Origin of the sequence: Bacillus cytotoxicus NVH 391-98 (assembly GCF_000017425.1) — a bacterium.
GTDB lineage: Bacteria > Bacillota > Bacilli > Bacillales > Bacillaceae_G > Bacillus_A > Bacillus_A cytotoxicus.
Genome location: NC_009674.1, coordinates 1502476 through 1522882 on the forward strand (window position 1 = coordinate 1502476; position 20407 = coordinate 1522882).

Annotated in this window: 16 protein-coding genes and 2 pseudogenes; 12 read left to right on the forward strand and 6 right to left on the reverse strand. The window is 35.2% G+C overall.

The window, feature by feature from the left end; all coding sequences use genetic code 11:
• Nucleotides 1–16: 16 nt before the first annotated feature.
• Nucleotides 17–1840, reverse strand: coding sequence for an asparagine synthase (glutamine-hydrolyzing) (gene asnB, locus BCER98_RS07430; protein ID WP_012093901.1), 1824 nt, complete (start codon nt 1838–1840; stop codon nt 17–19).
• 403 nt (nt 1841–2243) lie between these two features.
• On the opposite strand from asnB, the gene BCER98_RS07435 reads away from it, so the two are divergent.
• Nucleotides 2244–3119, forward strand: a complete 876-nt coding sequence (locus BCER98_RS07435) for a hypothetical protein (protein ID WP_012093902.1) — start codon at nt 2244–2246, stop codon at nt 3117–3119.
• A 22-nt stretch (nt 3120–3141) separates the two neighbouring features.
• Here BCER98_RS07435 and BCER98_RS07440 read toward each other — a convergent pair whose 3' ends face one another.
• Nucleotides 3142–4215, reverse strand: a complete 1074-nt coding sequence (locus BCER98_RS07440) for a WD40/YVTN/BNR-like repeat-containing protein (protein ID WP_041809627.1) — start codon at nt 4213–4215, stop codon at nt 3142–3144.
• Nucleotides 4216–4642: 427 nt separating this feature from the next.
• Here BCER98_RS07440 and fbpA point away from each other — a divergent pair, with 427 nt between their 5' ends.
• Entirely contained in the window at nt 4643–4813 is a 171-nt protein-coding gene (fbpA, locus tag BCER98_RS07445) for a Fur-regulated basic protein FbpA (protein ID WP_012093904.1), read from the forward strand.
• A 64-nt stretch (nt 4814–4877) separates the two neighbouring features.
• Here the strand turns inward: fbpA and BCER98_RS07450 are convergent, their stop codons facing one another.
• Together BCER98_RS07450 and BCER98_RS07455 are read right to left on the reverse strand one after the other, a co-directional pair.
• Nucleotides 4878–5549 carry a GntR family transcriptional regulator gene (locus tag BCER98_RS07450; protein ID WP_012093905.1) on the reverse strand — a complete coding sequence of 224 codons (672 nt, stop codon included), beginning with the start codon at nt 5547–5549 and terminating at the stop codon, nt 4878–4880.
• 21 nt (nt 5550–5570) lie between these two features.
• Entirely contained in the window at nt 5571–6539 is a 969-nt protein-coding gene (locus tag BCER98_RS07455) for a DMT family transporter (RefSeq protein WP_012093906.1), read from the reverse strand.
• Between the two features lie 149 nt (nt 6540–6688).
• Here BCER98_RS07455 and BCER98_RS07460 point away from each other — a divergent pair, with 149 nt between their 5' ends.
• The 3 genes from BCER98_RS07460 to fumC all read left to right on the forward strand — a co-directional run bounded on the left by BCER98_RS07460 (nt 6689) and on the right by fumC (nt 10231).
• Complete coding sequence (locus tag BCER98_RS07460) at nt 6689–7003, forward strand: DUF3784 domain-containing protein (protein WP_041810317.1); 315 nt, start codon at nt 6689–6691, stop codon at nt 7001–7003.
• A 278-nt stretch (nt 7004–7281) separates the two neighbouring features.
• On the forward strand, nt 7282–8685 hold the full coding sequence (nhaC, locus tag BCER98_RS07465) for a Na+/H+ antiporter NhaC (protein WP_012093908.1): 1404 nt from the start codon (nt 7282–7284) through the stop codon (nt 8683–8685).
• A gap of 157 nt (nt 8686–8842) precedes the next feature.
• On the forward strand, nt 8843–10231 hold the full coding sequence (gene fumC, locus BCER98_RS07470; protein WP_012093909.1) for a class II fumarate hydratase: 1389 nt from the start codon (nt 8843–8845) through the stop codon (nt 10229–10231).
• 84 nt (nt 10232–10315) lie between these two features.
• Here fumC and BCER98_RS07475 read toward each other — a convergent pair whose 3' ends face one another.
• The gene (locus BCER98_RS07475; protein ID WP_012093910.1) at nt 10316–10732 is read right to left on the reverse strand and encodes a PH domain-containing protein; all 417 of its coding nucleotides are present in this window, start codon (nt 10730–10732) and stop codon (nt 10316–10318) included.
• Nucleotides 10733–11353: 621 nt separating this feature from the next.
• On the opposite strand from BCER98_RS07475, the gene BCER98_RS07485 reads away from it, so the two are divergent.
• The 3 genes and pseudogenes from BCER98_RS07485 to BCER98_RS07495 all read left to right on the forward strand — a co-directional run bounded on the left by BCER98_RS07485 (nt 11354) and on the right by BCER98_RS07495 (nt 13919).
• The gene (locus BCER98_RS07485; protein WP_012093911.1) at nt 11354–12118 is read left to right on the forward strand and encodes a DUF2087 domain-containing protein; all 765 of its coding nucleotides are present in this window, start codon (nt 11354–11356) and stop codon (nt 12116–12118) included.
• Nucleotides 12119–12137: 19 nt separating this feature from the next.
• A pseudogene (locus tag BCER98_RS23630) lies at nt 12138–12495 on the forward strand (GIY-YIG nuclease family protein).
• A 35-nt stretch (nt 12496–12530) separates the two neighbouring features.
• Nucleotides 12531–13919 (forward strand): MATE family efflux transporter, encoded by a 1389-nt coding sequence (locus BCER98_RS07495; RefSeq protein WP_200902085.1) that lies wholly within the window; start codon nt 12531–12533, stop codon nt 13917–13919.
• A 38-nt stretch (nt 13920–13957) separates the two neighbouring features.
• Here BCER98_RS07495 and BCER98_RS07500 read toward each other — a convergent pair whose 3' ends face one another.
• Nucleotides 13958–14656, reverse strand: a complete 699-nt coding sequence (locus BCER98_RS07500; RefSeq protein ID WP_012093913.1) for a peptidase E — start codon at nt 14654–14656, stop codon at nt 13958–13960.
• 198 nt (nt 14657–14854) lie between these two features.
• Here BCER98_RS07500 and BCER98_RS07505 point away from each other — a divergent pair, with 198 nt between their 5' ends.
• The 4 genes and pseudogenes from BCER98_RS07505 to BCER98_RS07515 all read left to right on the forward strand — a co-directional run bounded on the left by BCER98_RS07505 (nt 14855) and on the right by BCER98_RS07515 (nt 20401).
• The gene (locus BCER98_RS07505; RefSeq protein WP_012093914.1) at nt 14855–16102 is read left to right on the forward strand and encodes a DUF445 domain-containing protein; all 1248 of its coding nucleotides are present in this window, start codon (nt 14855–14857) and stop codon (nt 16100–16102) included.
• Between the two features lie 12 nt (nt 16103–16114).
• A pseudogene (locus tag BCER98_RS22920) lies at nt 16115–16263 on the forward strand (ABC transporter permease); the annotation flags it as partial.
• A gap of 70 nt (nt 16264–16333) precedes the next feature.
• Complete coding sequence (locus BCER98_RS07510; RefSeq protein WP_012093915.1) at nt 16334–17023, forward strand: LysE family transporter; 690 nt, start codon at nt 16334–16336, stop codon at nt 17021–17023.
• A gap of 177 nt (nt 17024–17200) precedes the next feature.
• The gene (locus tag BCER98_RS07515; RefSeq protein ID WP_012093916.1) at nt 17201–20401 is read left to right on the forward strand and encodes a DEAD/DEAH box helicase; all 3201 of its coding nucleotides are present in this window, start codon (nt 17201–17203) and stop codon (nt 20399–20401) included.
• The last annotated feature ends 6 nt before the right edge of the window (nt 20402–20407 follow it).

Consider the following 20407-nt stretch of genomic DNA (forward strand, 5'->3'; position numbering starts at 1 on the left):
CTGAGCTCTTTTTTGTTTACCGAATGCGAATATGATAGCTTTTTAACCATTCGTTCGTTTGTAGCATATATTCCATTGTACTTCTCGCATCCAAATCATTGATTTCTTGATTCGTTTGATTTGCAATTGCAAGCAATGCGGAATGATCGATAAGTGAGAAGATTGGATTGTTTTTATTGCTACACATATCAAGCGTTAAATTGCGAATGGCTTGCAAGTAATTCGGATCTTGTGAAGTTGGATAAGCGCTCTTTCTTCGGTTGCGAACGTCATCTGGTAGAACGCTTTGTAATGCCCGACGTAAAATGCCTTTTTCAATATGATCAATCCGTTTTACTTCAAAAGGTACGTTCCATAAATATTCTACGAGTCGATAATCACAAAATGGTACGCGCACTTCAAAGCCAACCGCCATGCTCATGCGATCTTTTCGGTCCAGTAAAAACGGTAAAAATCTTGTTAAGAATAAATAAAACATTTGGCGTTGTTTTGCTTCTTTTTTATTTTCATCAGGGAGGATCGGAACTTCCTGAATGGCCTCTTGGAATCGATTATGAATATAATGATCAAGATTGGATTGTTTTTTTACTTCATTTTGTAAGAGGAAGGAAGAGTTTTTCCAGTTGGTGAGCCAAGGGAACTGATCTACATATAATAGTTCTTCTTGATGAAACCAAGGGTATCCGCCAAATACTTCGTCAGCTGATTCGCCAGAAAGAGCAACAGTAGCGTCTTTTTTCATTTCCTGAAATAGTAAATATAGTGAAGTTTCTATCTCGCCGGCACCCGGTAAATCTTTTGCATAAAGTGGTACGAATAAATGATTTGCTAATTCTTCTGCATTGACAATAATATCGTGATGAGTTGTTCCGACATGTTCAGATACCCGTTTTACCCACGGGGCATCTAGACCAGTGCGAGAAAAAGTTAATTCAAAATCTTTGGCGCTGTTTACAAAGTCGATGGAATACGTATGAAGTGTTTTATTTTCCTTTGCAAATTCCTTTCCTGCTAGAGCAGTAATACCACTAGAATCTAAGCCGCCAGATAACATACAAACGAGAGGTACATCAGCAATGAGTTGTCGTTTTACAGTGTCTTGTAGAATGGAAAGAATATGTGAGGCTGTTTCTTCTGGAGTATCTGTATGTTCTTTACTTGTTAAAGTCCAATATCTTTTTACTGCCTTTTTATCTTCTGTAAATGTGATATAATGTCCGGCGCGCACTTCTTTTATATGTTTCAACACACCGCATCCTGGAGTTCGAAATGACCCGAGCCCAAATATTTCATTAATACCACTTTCGTCAATTTCAGCAGACACGGACGGGTGAGCAAGTAATGCTTTAATTTCTGAGCCGAAAATAATACTATCGTTGCGCTCTGTATAAAAAAGTGGTTTGACACCTAAATGATCTCGCGCTAAAAAGAGTTGCTGTTTTTGATCATCCCATATTGCGAAAGCAAAAATACCATTTAAATGTTGCACGCAGTCTTCTTTCCATTCCAAATAAGCATGGAGCAATACTTCTGTATCTGAACATGTTTCAAATGTGTGCCCATTCTTTTGTAAGATTTCTCTTAGTTCTCGAAAATTATAAATTTCACCATTATATGTGATGGCAAATGTATCATCACCAGCCTTATATGTTTTTGGCTGCGCTCCACCTTTAGGATCAATGACAATTAAACGACGATGTGCGAATGCTGCTCGCGGGGATAGCCAAAAGCCTTCTGCATCTGGGCCACGGTGTTTAATACGGTTTGCCATAGCCTGCAAAATATGCTGTTGATTTGAAAGGTCTTCTCTCCAATCGACCCAACCTGTAATTCCACACATATGTCTCATCTCCTAATTATAGAATAGTGATAGATTAATAAAATGAAATGTATAGCTAGATAAAATCTAACTTTATAAATAGTATACGAGATGAAATAAATTGTAGACTTGAGAAAATATTCTCAGAAATTTTTAGTAGAAAAGTAATCATGTTGTGTAATATACAAGATTGCATAGGAGTGTCCAAACAAAAATGGCATAAGATGCATTACATATAGTATGTTTTTATTTTGTCTAAACTTTACAATCTGTATAGATTGTAAAAAAGATATCAATTTTATCCCGTTATTTTAGGACAGTAAGACTCTCGCCTAAGTTTTAGAGTGGGAGTAGGTGGCTCGTTTTATGATGATGAACTTTCTCGTTATCGAAGGCAGAATATGAAAAGGGGGTTGTTGGTTATTTGATTGATCAATATAAGAATATACACATTCAATATGAGAATTTAGATTCATTTCATCTTATATATGATGAACCGTTTATGTTGTCCGTCATGTGGAATGGGGTGAAATATGAATTTTTAATTAGAGTGAAGTCAAACTCTTCTAGGATGATCGTTTTAGGATCTGGAGCGGGAGGATATCATGAGAATCCAATTGGGCCACCGATTTTTCAACGGCATTCTTGGATCAATGATTTACATGATACTGTTATTTATTATAATGATCCTACTTTATATTTAGGTAATATTTTGCTAGGGTGGGGGCAAGGGACAAAAGAACGATATTATTTAAAAGATATTGCAACCATTCTTACAAAGTTAATCGAAAAAACAAAGGTACTTCATAAAAATGTGCTGTTTTTTGGTAGTTCAGGCGGTGGATTTATGTCTTTCATGCTAGCTGGTTTTCTTAAGGATACAGTGGCTCTTGTTAATAATCCGCAAACCTGCTTAACAAAATGGATTTCAGGACCAGTACAAAATGTATTTCGTCATAGTTATTCTGGTTTATCTGAAGAAGAAATTATAGAAAAATATCGAGAAAGAATAAATGTAATAGAATTTTATAAAAGTATACAATACGTTCCAGAAATACATTATGTACAAAATGTAGCTTGTGAATTTGATGTTGTGAACCATATGATCCCCTTCATTGAAGGGCTGAAGAATATAAAAGATAATCACGTGATCAATCATGTCTATTTTGATTTATATCATAAAATAGTAGGAGATACGATGCTCGCAAATCATGTGGCATTAGGAAAAGAAGAAACGATTCATTATTTAAATCATTTACATGAATTTAGAGCTAATAAAAGAAGAAGGGACTGGCCTTGATTAGCAGGCTAGTCCCTTCTTTTTAAAAGGTAGTTACGAATAGGGCGTGAGGGTGCTGCGTCTTATATTCTTCTTTCCATGGAATGTTTAATTGCTCCCATGTTTCCCCACTATCTATAGATTGAAAGACGCCATTATTATTTAAAGCATAAAACGTATGAGGTTCTGCTGGATTCGTAGCAAGCATGGAAATGACTGTGCCGATTGCAGGTGGTAAGCCTTTATGTACTTGTTCAAATAAGGTATCCTTCGTTTTTCGGTATATATAGGATTCATAAGGAATACGGTGATGAGCTAAGTCGGCACTTGGTGCGGCAGAAACAAGGATTGTATCACAATCAGCTGGGTCAATTGCCATACTATATAAATAATGATGTTCTAACCCTTCACTGCATGAAATCCAAGTATTACCATTATCGTGACTTTCGAGATATGCTCGTTCAGGTCCGTTCATAAATCCATCACCACATGATGCATATAGGCGGTTAGGGGCATCATCGTGCATGAGTAACTGATGGGCGTCGATTGGAGCACCGAATTTTTTATCGCTCCATGTCTGTCCATGATCATTACTTTGAATAACGGCGCCAGCTTCGATAGATACATGTATTGTATTTTCATTATGGGGGTCTATTGTAATCCATCGTACATGATGCGTAAAGGGACGAGGTGGAAAAGCCCATGTATAGGAAGATAATAATGATTTCATCGTTTTTAGTTCTGTCCACGTTTCTCCTCCATTTTCTGAACAGAATAACGCACTAGGTTCTGTTCCAACATAAATAGTGCCGTAACCGTTCTTTTGTTTTGCGGAGCTTATAGTAATGGAAGTAATAGCAGAATGAAGAATTCCATCTTCTTTCGGAAAATCAAAATAGCGATAGGCATCGCCAATCGGTCTCCAAGAATCTCCTTTATTATCGCTTACCCATAATCCTCGTCCAAAAGTACCGCAGTAAATACGATTCGGTTGGAATGGGTCAACTGCGATACAAGTGGGTTGCATATGTTGTAAGTGGCATTGAATTTGGAAGTCCCCATCTTTCTCTTCAGCAACAATAATTTCACGCTCCATACAAAGAAATAATCGCTTCAAATGAAACGCCTCCTTTTTTAGTTGTACATTATTAAACAATATGAGAAAGAAAGGGAAGTAGTTTTGTTTTTTTGAGAAAAAGGAATCGAGCATGAAAATGACGAAGAGGGTATAGGAAGGGTGTAACAGATACATTACGATAAGAATAAGTGCTATGAACGTAAGGAACAAATATGTGAAAAGAAGAAGTCAATATACAGCATTCAATGATTCGAAGACAATTTGCAAAGTATGAAAGAAAAAAGATGCGAAAAAGTGTCATAACATTTGCCTTGCAACATACATATATATAATGTGGCCACAAACAGTTTGGAAGGTAAATATTTCATGAAATTATTTTACTTATAAAGTTTCACCTTTTATAGTCAAATCGATAATTGATAAAGATTATCATCTATAATCATTGTAGAAAGGAGTTTTTAAAAAAGTGAGTAGTCAACTCCGTTTTGCTATTGAAAATCGAAAAAAGCAATTGATTGATCAGTTAATTGGGGCAGGGGTATTTAAAATTCTCAATCGCCAATTATATGAGCTTTCATTAGAGGAACTAGAAAAAGAATACAAGAACATTAAGAAATACGCTGAAATTCAGGCATAGTTATATAGATATAGAATAAGTCAGAAGAGCCGTTTATGTTGGATGCAGCATAAACGGCTCTTCGTTATTTTGTAGAAATGATGTTTTGAATTTCTTTCATTGGGCGTAACCAGTTTTGTGTGATCATTTTCTCTAATTTCTCTTCATCTTTCTCTTGTAAAGCTTTAATCATGAAATGATGCTCTTCAATCGATTGCTTTGCTGGAGTAAGAGCTTGAAAAAATATATATTCAAGGCGTAATACATGAAGGTGAAGGTTGGCTAAGAAAGGTTCGATATATGTATTTTTTGATATTGCTACTATTTTATTATGAAATGCTACATCTAATTGTAACGTTTTTTTTGTATTTTTCTCAAGCAATGCTGTTTGAAATGTAGAATTGATTTGCGAAAGCTCTACAATATCAGTCTCATTGATATGCTTCATAGCTTGTTTTCCAGCGATTGTATGAAGCCCAGCGATTGTTTCATACATGATAGGTACGTCTTCTAATTTTATTGGTGCAATTTTTGTTTTTTGTCCCGGTACCATCTCGACTAGTCCTGAAATTTCTAATACTTGAAGTGCTTCCCTAACAGGTGTTCGACTTACTCCTAAAGCTTTAGCCAGCTCTCCATCATGAATCTTTTCATCAGGTTGTAAGACCCCTTCAATAATCCAGTCTTGTAATTGATTTAAAACGAGTGATTTAGCGGATAATCTTTCTTGTTTTTGATAATTTTGAGGAATAGGCATAATGAAGAAGAACTCCTTTCGCTATTTACTTCCTATTTTCTTTTTTGTTTGAACAAGCCGTAATTTTGGTTTCCCTTCATCAGGTTTTTGGCTCAATAAAAGTACCATTACGATCACGCAAATTGCGCCTAGTAGTTGAAATGATTGAAAGGGAACATGCAAAATAAGAACACTTGAAAGAATTGCTGCAAGAGGTTCTGTGCAACCAAATAATGTTGTTTCTTTTGGAGTTAAGTATCGTATGCTGTCTAAATATAAATAAAATGCAATGAGTGTACCAAAGATGATAACGAATGCGATCAAAAGTAAGTTTTGAATGTGGAGATATTTCATGCTAGATAGTAAGATAAATTCATTTGTAGAAAAGAAGTGTAACATGGTTACACCAATCCCCCCGATGATCATTCCCCATCCCACAATAACTGCTGAAGACCATCTATCTAATAACTCTTTTGAATATAAACTATAAAATGCTAATGATAATCCTGATAAAATACCCCAAATGATAGCAGGAGCAGAAACAGAAAGGGTATGAATAGAACCATTTGTTAATAAAAAGAATGTTCCGATTAAAGAAAGTGTAATGGAAATAAAGTCAATGATTTTCGGGCGAATCTTCCATTTGAAGATTAAGTATACAGTGATGAAAATAGGTGCTAAATATTGTAATAATGTTGCAATTGCAGCGTTTCCTTCACGAATAGATGCAAAATAAGTATATTGTACAGCTAGCATACCTAGTAATCCGAATAAAATCATTTTATTCGCATCACTTTTTTGTTTCCAAATCCCGAATATTTCATGTTTTTTACTACGAAATGATGCAAATAAGAGCAATAGAAAGCCTGATATAAGTAGACGAATTGTTACAAGCCATTCGGCAGATACACGTTCTTGTTGGAAAAGCTGTTGTGCAGCAGTCCCAGATAATCCCCATAAACTGGCTCCTATAATCACCATTATAATTCCTTTTAACCTAGCTGAATTCATAATAAAAGCCTCCTTTCTAGAGGAAATGCAGTGAAATATGTAATACAATATGCAATATATCACGAATAATAATAAAAATAAATGGAATTTTCAAAAAATAAATTAGATAATAGATGGAGAGATGGTAAATGATTGGAGGGGGAGATTTGATGATCGGTGGTTTTATCATTTGTTTTTTGTTAGGTATGTTCATCATCATGTTAGGATACCAAATTCACATAAAAAAGAGATTATTTCTTCTAGCAGGATATCAAGAAGAAACGTTTGTAGGAGATAAGGAAAAACTTGCAAAAATATCAGGTTTTTTTTCTTATACAATCGGCATTGTCACAATCTTATTACCATTTGGCTTAGAAACAATTGGTGACAATGCTGGAATTGGCTATGCGGCATTTGTTGTCATCAGCACAATTGTAATTATAATATGGGGAAATGTAATCAATAAGCCGAAAAAAGAAAAATGAGAACAAGCTGGTTCCTCTCCTAGGGACCTAGCTTGTTCTCATTTATAGTTATAAAGGTTTCATATGCATTTTTGGAAATTATAAATAAAAATATAAGATTTTTTATAATTTTCATTGCGAAAAGGACAATCTACTTTTACAATAGAGAGGGTCATATATATTATATTAAAAGAATAAATCGAAATAATGTGAAAATTTTAGTTTGTCTTTGCTAACTGTATATCGTATACAAGTAAGACGACACACATCATGTTATCGACTTGTAAGGAGAGAAGCAAATGAAAAGTGTAAGATTACCGACGATTCCAGAAATCATCATTTTGTTATTACTGTTTCTTGCTGTCGTCTTTTCTTTTCAAACGATTTTTAATCTCCCTATTCAATTAGCGCTATTTATTTCATGGTTTTTAGTGATTGCGCTAGGACTCAGATTAGGATTTCGTTATCAAGAATTACAAGATGCAATTATAAAGGGAATTGCTAATGGATTAGAAGCCGTTCTTATTTTAGTTGCAGTAGGGGCACTCATTGGGACATGGATTGCTGGTGGCATTGTGCCAACATTAATCTATTATGGATTAGAGTTTATTCACCCGAGTATATTCTTATTAGCAACGTTAATCATCTGTTCCATTACTTCGATTGCAACAGGAACATCATGGGGAACAGTTGGAACAGCTGGTATCGCGATGATGGCAATTGGAGAAGGGCTTGGATTGCCACTTCCATTAGTGGCTGGGGCAGTGCTGTCGGGTGCTTATTTTGGTGATAAACTATCCCCACTTTCAGATAGTACAGTACTTGCTGCTTCTATGGCAAAAGTAGATGTAATTGCACACGTTCGAGCGATGCTTGTACTAGACGTCCCAGCTTATATCATTACAGGAATTATGTTTACAATTGCTGGCTGGATGTATGGTGGAGATCATGTTGATTTAAACAAAGTAGAGTTTTTAAAAGGAGCTTTATTGAAGCAGTTTGATATTAACATATGGATGCTTGTTCCAGCGTTTATTGTTATTATGCTATTGGCAATGAAGCGCCCATCTATGCCAACAATTGCAATGGGAGCACTTCTTGGAGCGATTTGGGCTACGCTTTTTCAAGGTATGCACTTTGGGGAGGCAATTGGAACAGCATATAATGGATTCTCAATTCAGTCAGGGATTGAATTTATTGATAAGTTATTAAACCGTGGTGGTATTAACGGTATGCTCGGTTCAGTAGCTGTTATTATTTTTGGATTAGGATTTGGCGGCTTACTTGAAAAACTAGGTGTTTTAAAAGTAATCGTATCGAAATTTGAGAAGAAATTAAATTCTGCCGGAAATGTAACGTTGTCTACATTAATTGTAGCTTTCTTAGCAAATGTATTTGGCTGTGCGATGTACGTATCGTTAATTTTGACTCCAAAAATTATGCAAGAAAACTATGATAAATTAAAATTAGATCGCCGCGTATTAGCTCGTAACTCTGAAGTAGGTGGAACATTAACAGCTGGTATGGTTCCGTGGTCTGATAATGGTATTTTTATGGCCGGTATTTTAGGAGTAGCGACATTATCATACATTCCATTTATGTGGCTAAGCTTCGTATCTTTAGCTTTAGCAATTATTTATGGATATACAGGTAAATTTATTTGGTATGTAGATGATGCTGAAAAAGGAAAGCAAGTATCATAAATAAAAAGTCACCTTCTGCTAAGAGCAGAAGGTGACTTTTTATATTCTAAGGAATCATTCCATTTTATTTAGGTACTGAAGTGAGAATTCTTATCATTTGATTGGAATTCTGCTAAAATAAGAAATGTAGATATTTTATTTTCAAGGGGATGAAAAAATGGAGTATAGAATTGAAAGAGATACATTAGGAGAAATGAAGGTTCCAGCTGACAAATTATGGGCAGCCCAAACGCAGCGTAGTAAAGAGAACTTTCCGATTGGCACTGAGCGTATGCCACTTGAAATTGTAAAGGCGTTTGCTATTTTAAAGAAAAGTGCTGCGATTAGTAATCAAAAATTAGGAAAATTAGCTGAAGAAAAAGCAGAAGCGATTGTACAAGCAGCTGATGAAATTATGGAAGGGAAATGGAATGAACACTTCCCTCTTGTTGTATGGCAAACAGGTAGTGGTACACAATCAAATATGAATGTGAATGAAGTGATTGCGAATCGCGGGAATCAAATTTTGAAAGAAAAAGGGATTGATGTACATATTCATCCAAATGACGATGTAAATATGTCTCAAAGTTCAAATGATACATTTCCAACAGCTCTTCATGTAGCTTGCGTAATGGCAGTGGAAGAGCATGTATTACCAGCTATTGCGAAGTTAAAAGGTACATTAGCAGAAAAGGTAACCGCTTTTCAACATATTATTAAAATTGGTCGTACACATTTGCAAGATGCTACGCCGCTTACATTAGGACAAGAAATTAGTGGATGGCATCGTATGCTTGAAAAAACGGAGCGCATGATTGCAGAGAGTAATACATATATGAAAGAGTTAGCAATTGGTGGTACTGCAGTGGGAACAGGGATTAATGCTCATCCTAAATTCGGTGAGATGGTAGCGGCAGAAATTAGCCAATTTACAGGCAAACAGTTCGTTTCTGCGCCGAACAAGTTCCATGCGTTAACAAGTCATGATGAAGTTGTATTTGCACATGGTGCACTAAAAGCATTAGCTGCTGATTTAATGAAGATTGCAAACGATGTGCGCTGGCTTGCAAGTGGTCCGCGCAGTGGTCTTGGCGAAATTATTATTCCAGCAAATGAACCGGGTAGCTCTATTATGCCGGGTAAGGTAAACCCAACACAAAGTGAAGCTATAACAATGGTAGCAGCACAAGTAATGGGAAATGATGCAACAATTGGATTTGCGGCTAGCCAAGGGAACTTTGAGTTAAATGTATTTAAACCGGTTATTGCCTATAATTTCTTACAATCTGCTCACTTATTAGCGGATGCCATGGTTTCATTCAATGATAAATGTGCAGTTGGTATTGAAGCGAACGAAGAAGTAATTAAGCAAAATGTGAATCGTTCTTTAATGCTTGTAACAGCATTAAATCCGCATATTGGATATGAAAATGCAGCAAAAATTGCAAAGCACGCACATAAAGAGGGATTAACTTTAAAAGAAGCAGCATTACAGTCAGGATTATTAACAGAAGAACAATTTGACGAAATTGTTGATCCGGAGAAAATGATTGCTCCGAAAGAATAAAAATTTTAAATTGAAATATTCTATCATAGAAGCGAATAAGAGCACTGTCCTACTTATAATAAAAGTGAGACAGTGCTCTTATTTTTAATTTACGTGTCTATCTAATATTTTTACATTTGGACATTTGCTTTTTAATTCGGAAAGAAATTCGTTTTCATTTTGCGGTACACAAGCTGTTAAAGTATCAAATAGTCCATATGCAAATTCAAGTCGTTGTCTTGTCCATTTCTCTGAATGGAGCGGTTTACCATAGTATTTTATATGGCGAATGTCTTCATACAAAATTTCTGTTCTTACAAAACCGCAATGAATAATGAGAGAGGAAGAAGTGAATTTGTAAGTAGACCGAAAGAAAGAAATTATATTATATAAGGTCATTCCGAGCATAAAGGTATTAAGAAGTGAATGACTATCTTCTAGAAAGAAAAGAATGATGAAAGCGATTGCAATCGTAGAGAATAAAATAATATGAATCGGATTTTGTTTCACTTTAAATTTCAAATCAATCACCTCTATGTAGTATTAAATCATAACGTGTAGATTAATAATTAAAATATGCATAATTGCATATTTCTTAACTTAAGGTTCATGTAAACTATTTAAGTTAAGAAAAACGATATATACTTCTTTTGTGATTTGGTTATTAGCTTTCTGTATTGAGGGTGATAGAAATGAGTAGTGAAAAAATAATAAAGATCTGTTTTATATATAGTTGTATGCTTATAATTAGTGGATGCACCTATCAATTTCAAGACGAATGGAGTCAGAGAAATCGGAAAAAGGATATGATTAAAATGAGCCAAATTTTAGTAAACAGTGTGAAGAAAAAAACAGTTATGCAAAACGCAAGATGATAATGGTAATCATAAAGAACGAAAAGATGCTTCCTATTTTAAAGAAAGCGTCTTTTTTGTTTGCAAAAATTCGAAGTATGGGATTATTAAAAGAATGACTTCTCTTTATCAATGTTAATTATGTGTAGATATATTTTATAGATGTTTATAAAATAAATAAACGAAACATTGAAATGTTTGTTTTTGTTATGTTAAGATGAAAAGGAAATAATAAACGATATTATGATTTGTTTATACTTAAAGTAAACCATGCGGAGGATTGTTTGGTATGAGTGATATTTCAGAGAAATTTTGGGATGCTTCGATTGAAGAATTAAAGAAAGGATATGTGTTTGAGGAAGAAACAGAAACCTATATTTGTTTAGCGTGTGGAGAGTCCTTTAGAAAAGGAGTTATTTACCAGGAACAGCAAGTTTTATATGAATCGGAAAAGTTTGTACAAGTACACATTCAAAATGAGCATATATCTATGTTCGATTATTTATTGCATCTTGATAAAAAGTATACAGGCTTAACAGATTTACAAAAGAAGATGGTTCAATTTTTTTATATGGGATATAGCGATAAAGAAATTGTGAAAGAGCTGGATGGGGGAAGTACATCGACGATTCGTAATCATCGCTTTACATTGCGTGAGAAAATGAAGCAAGCAAGAGTGTTTTTAGCGTTAATGGAACTGTCTGAAGAAAAGGAAAACGTGCCATCTAAATTTGTACCCATTCATAGAACTGCTACGATGGTGGACGATCGTTACAATATTACCGAAGAAGAAAATGATGAAATATTAAAAATGCATTTTACGGAAGGATTAGATGGTCCGCTTGCTAAATTTCCAAAAAAACAAAAAAGGAAATTAATTATATTGCGTCATTTAATAAAGAAATTTAATCGTAACAAAAAGTATACCGAAAAAGAAGTGAATGAAATTTTGAAAGGTGTATATTCCGATTTTGTAACGTTAAGAAGGTATTTAATCGAATATGGTTTTCTTGATCGGACTGATGATGGAAGCCAATATTGGGTGAAGTTATAATAAGAAAGGAAAGAGGAAAATGAATAAAAGAGCAGAATTAAAAACAACTATACAAAGAGATAGAGGTGGAAGCAGGCATTTACTTAATTACCGATACAAAAAATCAAAAGATATGTGTAGAAAGTACAATGAATGTAAAGATGATGAATGGAAGATGCTTTGAGCTAAATGTAGGTTCACATATAAATCGGGTACTACAAGAGGAATGAAAACAATATGGTGAAGAAGACTTTAAGTTTGAAGGATTAGAGGTGTTGCAAAAGAAAGAAACAGAATCTTTTCACCCGAAAGAAGAATTGAAAAAACTAGAAGAAAAATGGTTGGAACAATTACAACCATTTGGAGAGTGCGGATATAACCGAGCAATCCTAAAATAAAGGAGAAATGAATATTGAAATCATCTGTAGAGAACATGAAAGAAAGTGTAGAATCACAAAATCAAGACATGAAGGAAAAACCAATATGGAAATCGATGTCCATGTTTTTAGTTCCTCTACTGTTAAGTAATGTTTTACAATCAGTTGGACAATTATTTGGTATGGTAGTTGTAGGACGCTGGCTTGGTGAACATGATTTAGCCGCTATTTCAGCGTTCTTTCCACTCTTTTTCTTACTTGTTTCATTTGTAATTGGAATTGGATCTGGTAGTTCCATTTTAATTGGTCAAGCGTATGGGGCTAAAAATGAAGAGCGTTTAAAAGCAATTGTTGGGACAACATTAACGTTTACATTTATTATAGGGGTTATTTTAGCGATTGTTGGAAGTATATTTGCAATGGATATTATGCGCTTTATGGGTACGCCAGCCAATATTATTGATACGAGTGTGCATTATGCACGGATTTTATTTATTTCGATGCCAGTTTTATTTTTATATTTTGCTTATACAACGTTTATGCGCGGAACAGGGGATTCAAAAACGCCATTTTATTTCTTAATTGTCAGTACAGCTTTAAACACGATTTTATTACCGGTTTTAGTATTTGGCTGGCTCGGACTTCCGAAGCTTGATGTGTATGGGGCAGCTTATGCGTCTGTTATTTCAACGATCATCACGTTTGTTGTAATGCTTATGTACTTAAAGAAGAAAAACCATCCATTACAGTTAGATAAGACGGTACGAAAATACCTTCGCATGGATTGGGAGCTGCTCAAATTATTGCTGCGTCTTGGTATTCCAGCAAGTATTAATATGATTTTAGTTTCTTTATCTGAGATTGCGGTTATTGCATTTGTCAATCGCTTTGGTTCGGATGCAACTGCGGCATACGGAGTTGTGAATCAAGTAGCAAGCTATGTACAAATGCCAGCAGTTAGTCTTGGAATTACTGTTTCCATCTTTGCTGCACAATCAATTGGTGCGAATCAGTTTGGACGATTACAAAAAGTCGTTCGAGCTGGTATTATTATGAATTATGTCATTGGGGGCGTCTTAATTGCTCTTATTTACTTATTCGCAAGAGAAATTTTATCGCTATTTTTAACAAGCTCAAGTACAATTGATATTGCGCATAGTTTAGTAATGATTACGTTATGGAGCTATTTAATTTTTGGACATGCGCAAATTATTGGTGCTACTATGCGTGCAAGTGGAACAGTACTTTGGCCGACGATTATCGGTGTCGTATCGATTTGGCTTGTAGAGGTTCCTGTTGCCTATGTATTATCGTACCATACTGACCTTGGCATAGAAGGAATATGGATTGGCTATCCAGCTGCCTTTATTGTGAGCTTGCTTTTACAATATGGCTATTATCGATTTGTATGGAAGAAAAAACGAATTACACGACTTGTGAGTTAGAAAATAGCAATACCCTGTATGGAGGGGTATTGCTATTTTTATAAATAACTTTTTAATGTAACGTCAAGATGCTGCCTACTCAGCTCTCCATTACTCGTGTAAAATTCCCAAGCTTTTTCTGGTTTTCCAATAATCTCAAATGAATTTTCAGTAATGTAAATGGCACAATCATCTTCTAAAGCAATACCTTCTATATTTCCTTCATAACGTTGTAAAAGTGAGTGAAAGGCGATGGCCCGGTCTGGTTGATGATAATGCGGACAAAATCTTTTGTTGATGATTCCCCATCCAAGTGCTTCCGCATAATCATTTCGTTCCTCATTTGAACGAATGCTAGAAGTAAACCAACACATAGCGCCAGCGCTAACTCCTGCAATTAATGTTTCCTTTTGTAATGCAAGCTGTAAACTTTTATCTATTTCATATGTTTTCCAACATTCCATCATATGGATGTAGTTTCCGCCGCCAAGATAAATGAGATCTGCAGCATGAATGAGAGCGTCCTGTTCCTTTTTGCTCGGTGTCCTATTTAATGTGCGTAAAACATGAATCTCACAGTTTAATTGTTTTCCAAAGACATTGAAAAATGATTCAATATAATTTTCATCGTCATGACTCGCTGTTGGAATGAATAATACGTTTGGAGACTGTTTATACGTTAGTTCTACAAGCCTTTCGTTAATAGGAAGGTGATTTCCATTTTGTAAATCACCGCCACCAATTACTGTTAATCTCACTTATGAAGCCTCCTCATGATTTTGTTATATAAAAGCTTCGATATGTAAAGAGAACAATCCTGCTATCAATAAAGTGAAACTTTATTCAGTGGGATTTTCTTTGTTATTTTTAAAGAGGTTCTTTATAGTATATATATGGACTTTTACAGATAATGATGGAACAAATTTTTCAGTTTACATAAAGAGGGTGTGTGTACAATGTCATTACAATCAAAATATATAGCAGGAATTTCTCTTGGTGTGATGGGAATTGGATTTGTTGCTACTATTCCGTTTCAACATGTAGTAGCAGGAGAAATTATGCAAGGTGGTTTTGAAGCAGGGTTAGTAGGGGGACTCGCTGACTGGTTTGCGGTTACCGCTTTATTTCGTCATCCGATGGGACTTCCTATTCCGCATACAGCGCTTTTACCGAAAAATCGCAAACGTATGACAAAAGGTCTTGTTACAACATTAGAAAATGATTGGCTGACAAAGGAAAGTATTACAAGCAAACTGAAAGAGTTGCAGTTAACACAAATGGTACTACAAATTGCAGAAAGAGAACTGCAATCAGAAACGGTCAAAAAAGGATTTGTTACGATTATTGAAAAAGCGATTCGGCAAATGAATACAGAAAAACTTGCTGTTATTGTAGAAAAAGAATTAAAAACATACTTGCATACAATCGATACAGGAAATATACTGCAAATTTTAATGGATCAACTCGTAAGGCAAGAATATGATGAGAAGGCGCTTGATTATATGTTAGCGAAAGCAAAGGAATGGACCGCGCAAGATGAAGCGCGGTATCAGCTTGGAAGCTTAGGGATGAAAGCGATGGAAAATATAAAAGTAGATGGCTTTTTGCAGTTCACATTAAAGTCATTTCTGAACATTGTCGATGAAGAAAAAATCGGAAATATATTGCAGAAATTTGTCATAAGTAACATTCATAGTTTGCAAAATCCTCATAATCGTACGAGACAGCTTATCATAATGAAAATGCGTGAGGAGTTCGTTCAAGTAAAAGAAAATGAAGCAGTATTACAGGAGTTACAAAAATGGAAAGAAACGTGGATTGCGAACTGGAATGCAGCTGAAAAAATAAAAGAACTATTAGACCAAGTACAAGAAAGAGCAGTAACTTTTATTAAAAAAGAAGAATTTACAGATCAGTATTTGTTGCCGTTTATGATGAAGCAGCTCAATAAAATAAAAGAAGATGCAGAAGTAGTGCAAAAAATGGAGAATTGGTTGCAAAAGCAAATTGTGAAACTTGTGGAAAACAATCATTCAAAAATTGGACAACTTGTGCAAGAGAACTTAGACAAATTAGATGATCAAACACTTATTACAATGATTGAGAAAAATGTAGGGAAAGATTTGCAATGGATTCGTGTCAATGGTGCTGTATGTGGCTTTGTAATTGGACTTGTGATAGAAGGGGTCAAAGCTTTCGTATAAAGGAGAGCTTCAGTGATTCTACCAACATGCTTAATCGCTGGATATTATTTTCCGATTGAAGTTATGCCGACAACAGTAAAAAAATAGCTGCATGTCTTCCGCAGCGTTGGCTGTTGGATACGATAGAGAAGTTGCAACACGGAATTCTGCTTTCAGAGTTACGGGATAGGTGAGTATTCTTTCTCTTTTTAAATTCAGGAAATTGTTAATTTTCTGCGATGAAAGGATATAATGGAATATACATTTCGTTTAGGAGTACATATAAAGGAGATGAGAGGAACCGTGATTAGCGTTCTTTTTAGTTACGTATTGCTTGGGGGTTCTTTATCAGCACCAGTTGGTCCTATCAATGTTGCGCAAATAAATAAGGGAATAAAAAACGGATTTTTAAGCGCATGGCTTGTAGGGGTAGGTGCGATGTTAGCTGATGTTATGATGATGTTTCTTATTTATTTTGGTGTCTCTACGTATTTAACAACATCTATTGCCAAATTAATGATTTGGGTATTCGGTTTTTTTACACTCTTGTATCTCGGTTATGAAAGTATAAGAGATGCTTCTAAGCAGGTTGACAGTATAGAAAACGAGGAAAAAGAACATCCGATGAAATCATTTGCCGCTGGTTTTTTCATTGCAATTTCTAATCCGCTTAATATTGTATTTTGGATTGGAATCTACGGTGCAGTTTTAACAAGTGCGATTGGTACTGTAGGTAAGGAAAAAGCTTTGCTATACAGCATTATGATATTTGTCGGGATTATGATTTGGGACTTATTTATGGCAACGACGATTCACTTCGGTAGAAAATTTGTTAATAATCGTATCATGAAATGGATTTCTCTTGCAGCAGGAATCATATTAGTTGGATTTGGTATGTATTTTGGATATGAAGCTGTTCAAGGAGTTCAAAAACTCATGTAGAAAAAAGGGATGCGGTGTGAAAGCTGCAATCCCTTTTCGTATATATGCATGTAAAATGTTGTATAAGAGTAAGTGTTCTATATAAAATGGGAATAGAAGAATGAATATATGGTTTAATATTTTTTAATATCGTTTTAGTCGGCGGAGGATTTTGATTTCAAAGAAAGGATTACATGTATGGTAAATAAAACAATGATTAAACGGTTATGTGGAGAAGCTGCATATAAAAAAGGTGAAACGTATTATCGAGAAAATCGGGTACATATTACAAATTATCATGTTGAGAGCAATGGTTATGAGGCAACTGTGAAAGGGACGGAAGATTTTTATGTTGTGATAGAAAAAGCGAATCATGGTAATGTTGTTGGAACGTGTACATGTCCTTCACTTGCGTCTATCCCATTATACTGTCAGCATATTGCAGCTGTATTATTCTCCATCAATCATTTTCAACAAGAGCAATCGCTTGAGATAAATCAAAAATCAAGTTCTATATATACTGAAGATGAGCGATTGGCAAATGGTATGTTGCACCTATTTGACCAAAAGCCGCTACGTCCAAAGAGTAAGCAGCATCGTTTCGATACACGTGAAGTATTAGATGTGGAATTCATTTGTGTGCCGGTATCTTTGAAAAGCGGCGGAGCGGTATTAGGTATCCAATTACGGTTAAAGAAACAATACTTTATACATAAGATTAGAGAATTTCTACATCAGGTCGAGCGAAGAGAAGCTTTTACATGTACAAATGATTTTACTTACATACCAGAAGAACATAGTTTCGAACAAGAAACAGATACAATTATTCAGCGACTTATTCAAATTTATCAAAATGAGAAAATGTACGTAGAATCGTTGCAAATACATTCTGAACAAGATGAAAGTATGATTTTTATTCCGCCCGCTTCTTGGGAGGAGATGCTTACTTTGCTTTCTAAAGCTTCTTTTGTGAGTTTTATACAAGATGAGCAAGTACACAATGGATTTCATATTTCAGGGGGATTGTTACCTTTAACGTTTGCATTTCATAAGGGAGAAAACAGCGGTTATATGTTGAAAATTGCTGGCTTGCAAAAGGTGGACGTGATGAGTGCGTATGGGTATGCTCTTTTAGAAGGAAAGCTATATTCTTTAACGGTAGAGGATTGTAATAGGCTTATTGCCTTAAAAAAGATGATGAACCAGTCCATACGTAATCAATTTCATATTCCAAGTGATAAAATAGAGCCGTTTATCCAAAAGGTTGTACCAGGGTTAATGAAGATTGGGACAGTTCGGATGGATGAAGTAGTATCAGAAAGGTTTGAAATGCCTTCTTTAAAAGCAAAACTATTTTTAGATCGAGTGAAAAATCGCTTATTAGCAGGGCTTGAATTTCAATATGGGAACGTTGTAATCAATCCGCTAGAAGAGGGGCAACCGACTGTTTTAAATCGAGATGAGAAGAAAGAGCGGGAAATATTGCGGATTATGGATGAAAGTGCCTTTGCGAAAACGGAAGGCGGCTATTTTATGCACAATGAGGAAGCGGAATATCATTTCTTATATCATGTTGTTCCAAGGTTAAAAAAGTTGCTTACTGTTTACGCGACGACAGCGATTCAGTTGCGGATTGTAAAAGGGGGCAGTGCCCCTCTTGTACGAGTACGGCGAAAAGAGCGAATAGATTGGTTATCATTTCGATTTGATATAAAAGGAATTCCAGAAGCTGAAATTAAAGGAGTGCTGGCAGCGCTGGAAGAGAAGCGAAAATATTACCGATTGGCGAATGGATCCTTGTTATCACTTGAAAGTAAAGAATTTAACGAGGTCAACCAATTTGTAAAAGAATCAGGTATTCGAAAAGATTTTTTACAAGGAAAAGAAGTGAATGTACCGCTTGTGCGTAGTATAAAATGGCTAAGCTCACTTCAAGAAGGAAACATTTTAAATATGGACCAATCTGTTCAAGATTTGATAGAAAATATTCAAAATCCTAGAAATCTTAAATTTCCTATACCAGAGGGAATAACGACAGTACTTAGAGAGTATCAAAAGTATGGATTTGCATGGATGAAGATGTTAGCACATTATCGCTTTGGCGGTATATTAGCAGATGATATGGGACTTGGCAAAACGCTTCAAAGTATTGCGTACATTGTCTCCGTTTTGCCTGAAATTCGGAAAAAAAAGCTGCCTGTCTTAGTTGTGGCACCGTCTTCGTTAGTGTATAACTGGCTTCATGAAATTCGAAAATTTGCTCCTCATATACGAGCAATGATTGTAGATGGGAAGCAAATAGAGCGCCAGAATAGTTTAAGGAATATAACGAATTTCGATGTGGTGATTACATCGTATCCTTTATTACGACGAGATGTGAGGCTGTATTCAGAGCCATTTCATACATTATTTTTAGATGAGGCGCAGGCATTTAAAAATCATACGACGCAAACTGCAAAAGCGGTGAAAACAATTCAGGCTGAGTACCGTTTTGGATTAACGGGAACACCTGTAGAAAATTCATTAGAAGAGCTATGGTCGATTTTTTATGTCGTTTTTCCAGAACTACTACCAGGAAAAAAAGAGTTCGGCGATTTAAGACGTGAAGATATAGCGAAGCGAGTGAAACCATTTGTATTAAGAAGGCTAAAAGAAGACGTATTAAATGAGTTGCCAGATAAAATAGAACACTTACAATCATCGGAGTTATTACCAGATCAAAAGCGACTTTATGCAGCGTATTTAGCAAAGTTAAGAGAAGAAACGTTAAAGCATTTAGATAAAGATACGTTACGTAAAAATAAAATTAGAATTTTAGCTGGTTTAACGAGATTGCGACAAATTTGTTGTCATCCCGCTTTATTTGTTGATGATTACAAGGGGAGTTCAGCTAAATTTGAACAATTGTTAGAAATTTTAGAGGAATGTAGAAGTACAGGGAAGCGTATTTTAATTTTTTCTCAATTTACGAAGATGCTTTCTATTATTGGTCGTGAGCTAAATCGTCAAGCCATTCCATACTTTTATTTAGACGGGAATACACCATCACAAGAGCGTGTAGAGCTATGCAATCGGTTTAATGAAGGAGAAGGAGATCTATTTCTTATTTCTTTAAAAGCTGGTGGTACTGGTCTCAATTTAACTGGTGCAGATACGGTAATATTATACGATTTATGGTGGAATCCATCAGTTGAGCAACAAGCGGCGGATAGGGCGTACCGAATGGGGCAAAAAAATACAGTACAAGTGATTAAGTTAGTAGCCCGCGGAACAATTGAAGAAAAGATACATGAACTTCAAGAGAGTAAGAAAAATTTAATTGCTGAAGTGATTGAACCGGGGGAAGAGAAATTATTTTCTATTACGGAGGAAGAAATTCGGGATATACTTATGATTTAAATGTAA

Bases quoted from the DNA above. Each gene is read 5' to 3' on its own strand.
- fumC (WP_012093909.1), top strand. From the start codon at position 8,843: ATGGAGTATAGAATTGAAAGAGATACATTAGGAGAAATGAAGGTTCCA.
- BCER98_RS07495 (WP_200902085.1), top strand. From the start codon at position 12,531: ATGAAAGAAAGTGTAGAATCACAAAATCAAGACATGAAGGAAAAACCA.
- BCER98_RS07515 (WP_012093916.1), top strand. From the start codon at position 17,201: ATGGTAAATAAAACAATGATTAAACGGTTATGTGGAGAAGCTGCATAT.
- BCER98_RS07510 (WP_012093915.1), top strand. From the start codon at position 16,334: ATGGAATATACATTTCGTTTAGGAGTACATATAAAGGAGATGAGAGGA.
- BCER98_RS07460 (WP_041810317.1), top strand. From the start codon at position 6,689: ATGATCGGTGGTTTTATCATTTGTTTTTTGTTAGGTATGTTCATCATC.
- asnB (WP_012093901.1), bottom strand. From the start codon at position 1,840: ATGTGTGGAATTACAGGTTGGGTCGATTGGAGAGAAGACCTTTCAAAT.
- nhaC (WP_012093908.1), top strand. From the start codon at position 7,282: ATGAAAAGTGTAAGATTACCGACGATTCCAGAAATCATCATTTTGTTA.
- BCER98_RS07455 (WP_012093906.1), bottom strand. From the start codon at position 6,539: ATGAATTCAGCTAGGTTAAAAGGAATTATAATGGTGATTATAGGAGCC.
- BCER98_RS07505 (WP_012093914.1), top strand. From the start codon at position 14,855: ATGTCATTACAATCAAAATATATAGCAGGAATTTCTCTTGGTGTGATG.
- BCER98_RS07450 (WP_012093905.1), bottom strand. From the start codon at position 5,549: ATGCCTATTCCTCAAAATTATCAAAAACAAGAAAGATTATCCGCTAAA.
- BCER98_RS07485 (WP_012093911.1), top strand. From the start codon at position 11,354: ATGAGTGATATTTCAGAGAAATTTTGGGATGCTTCGATTGAAGAATTA.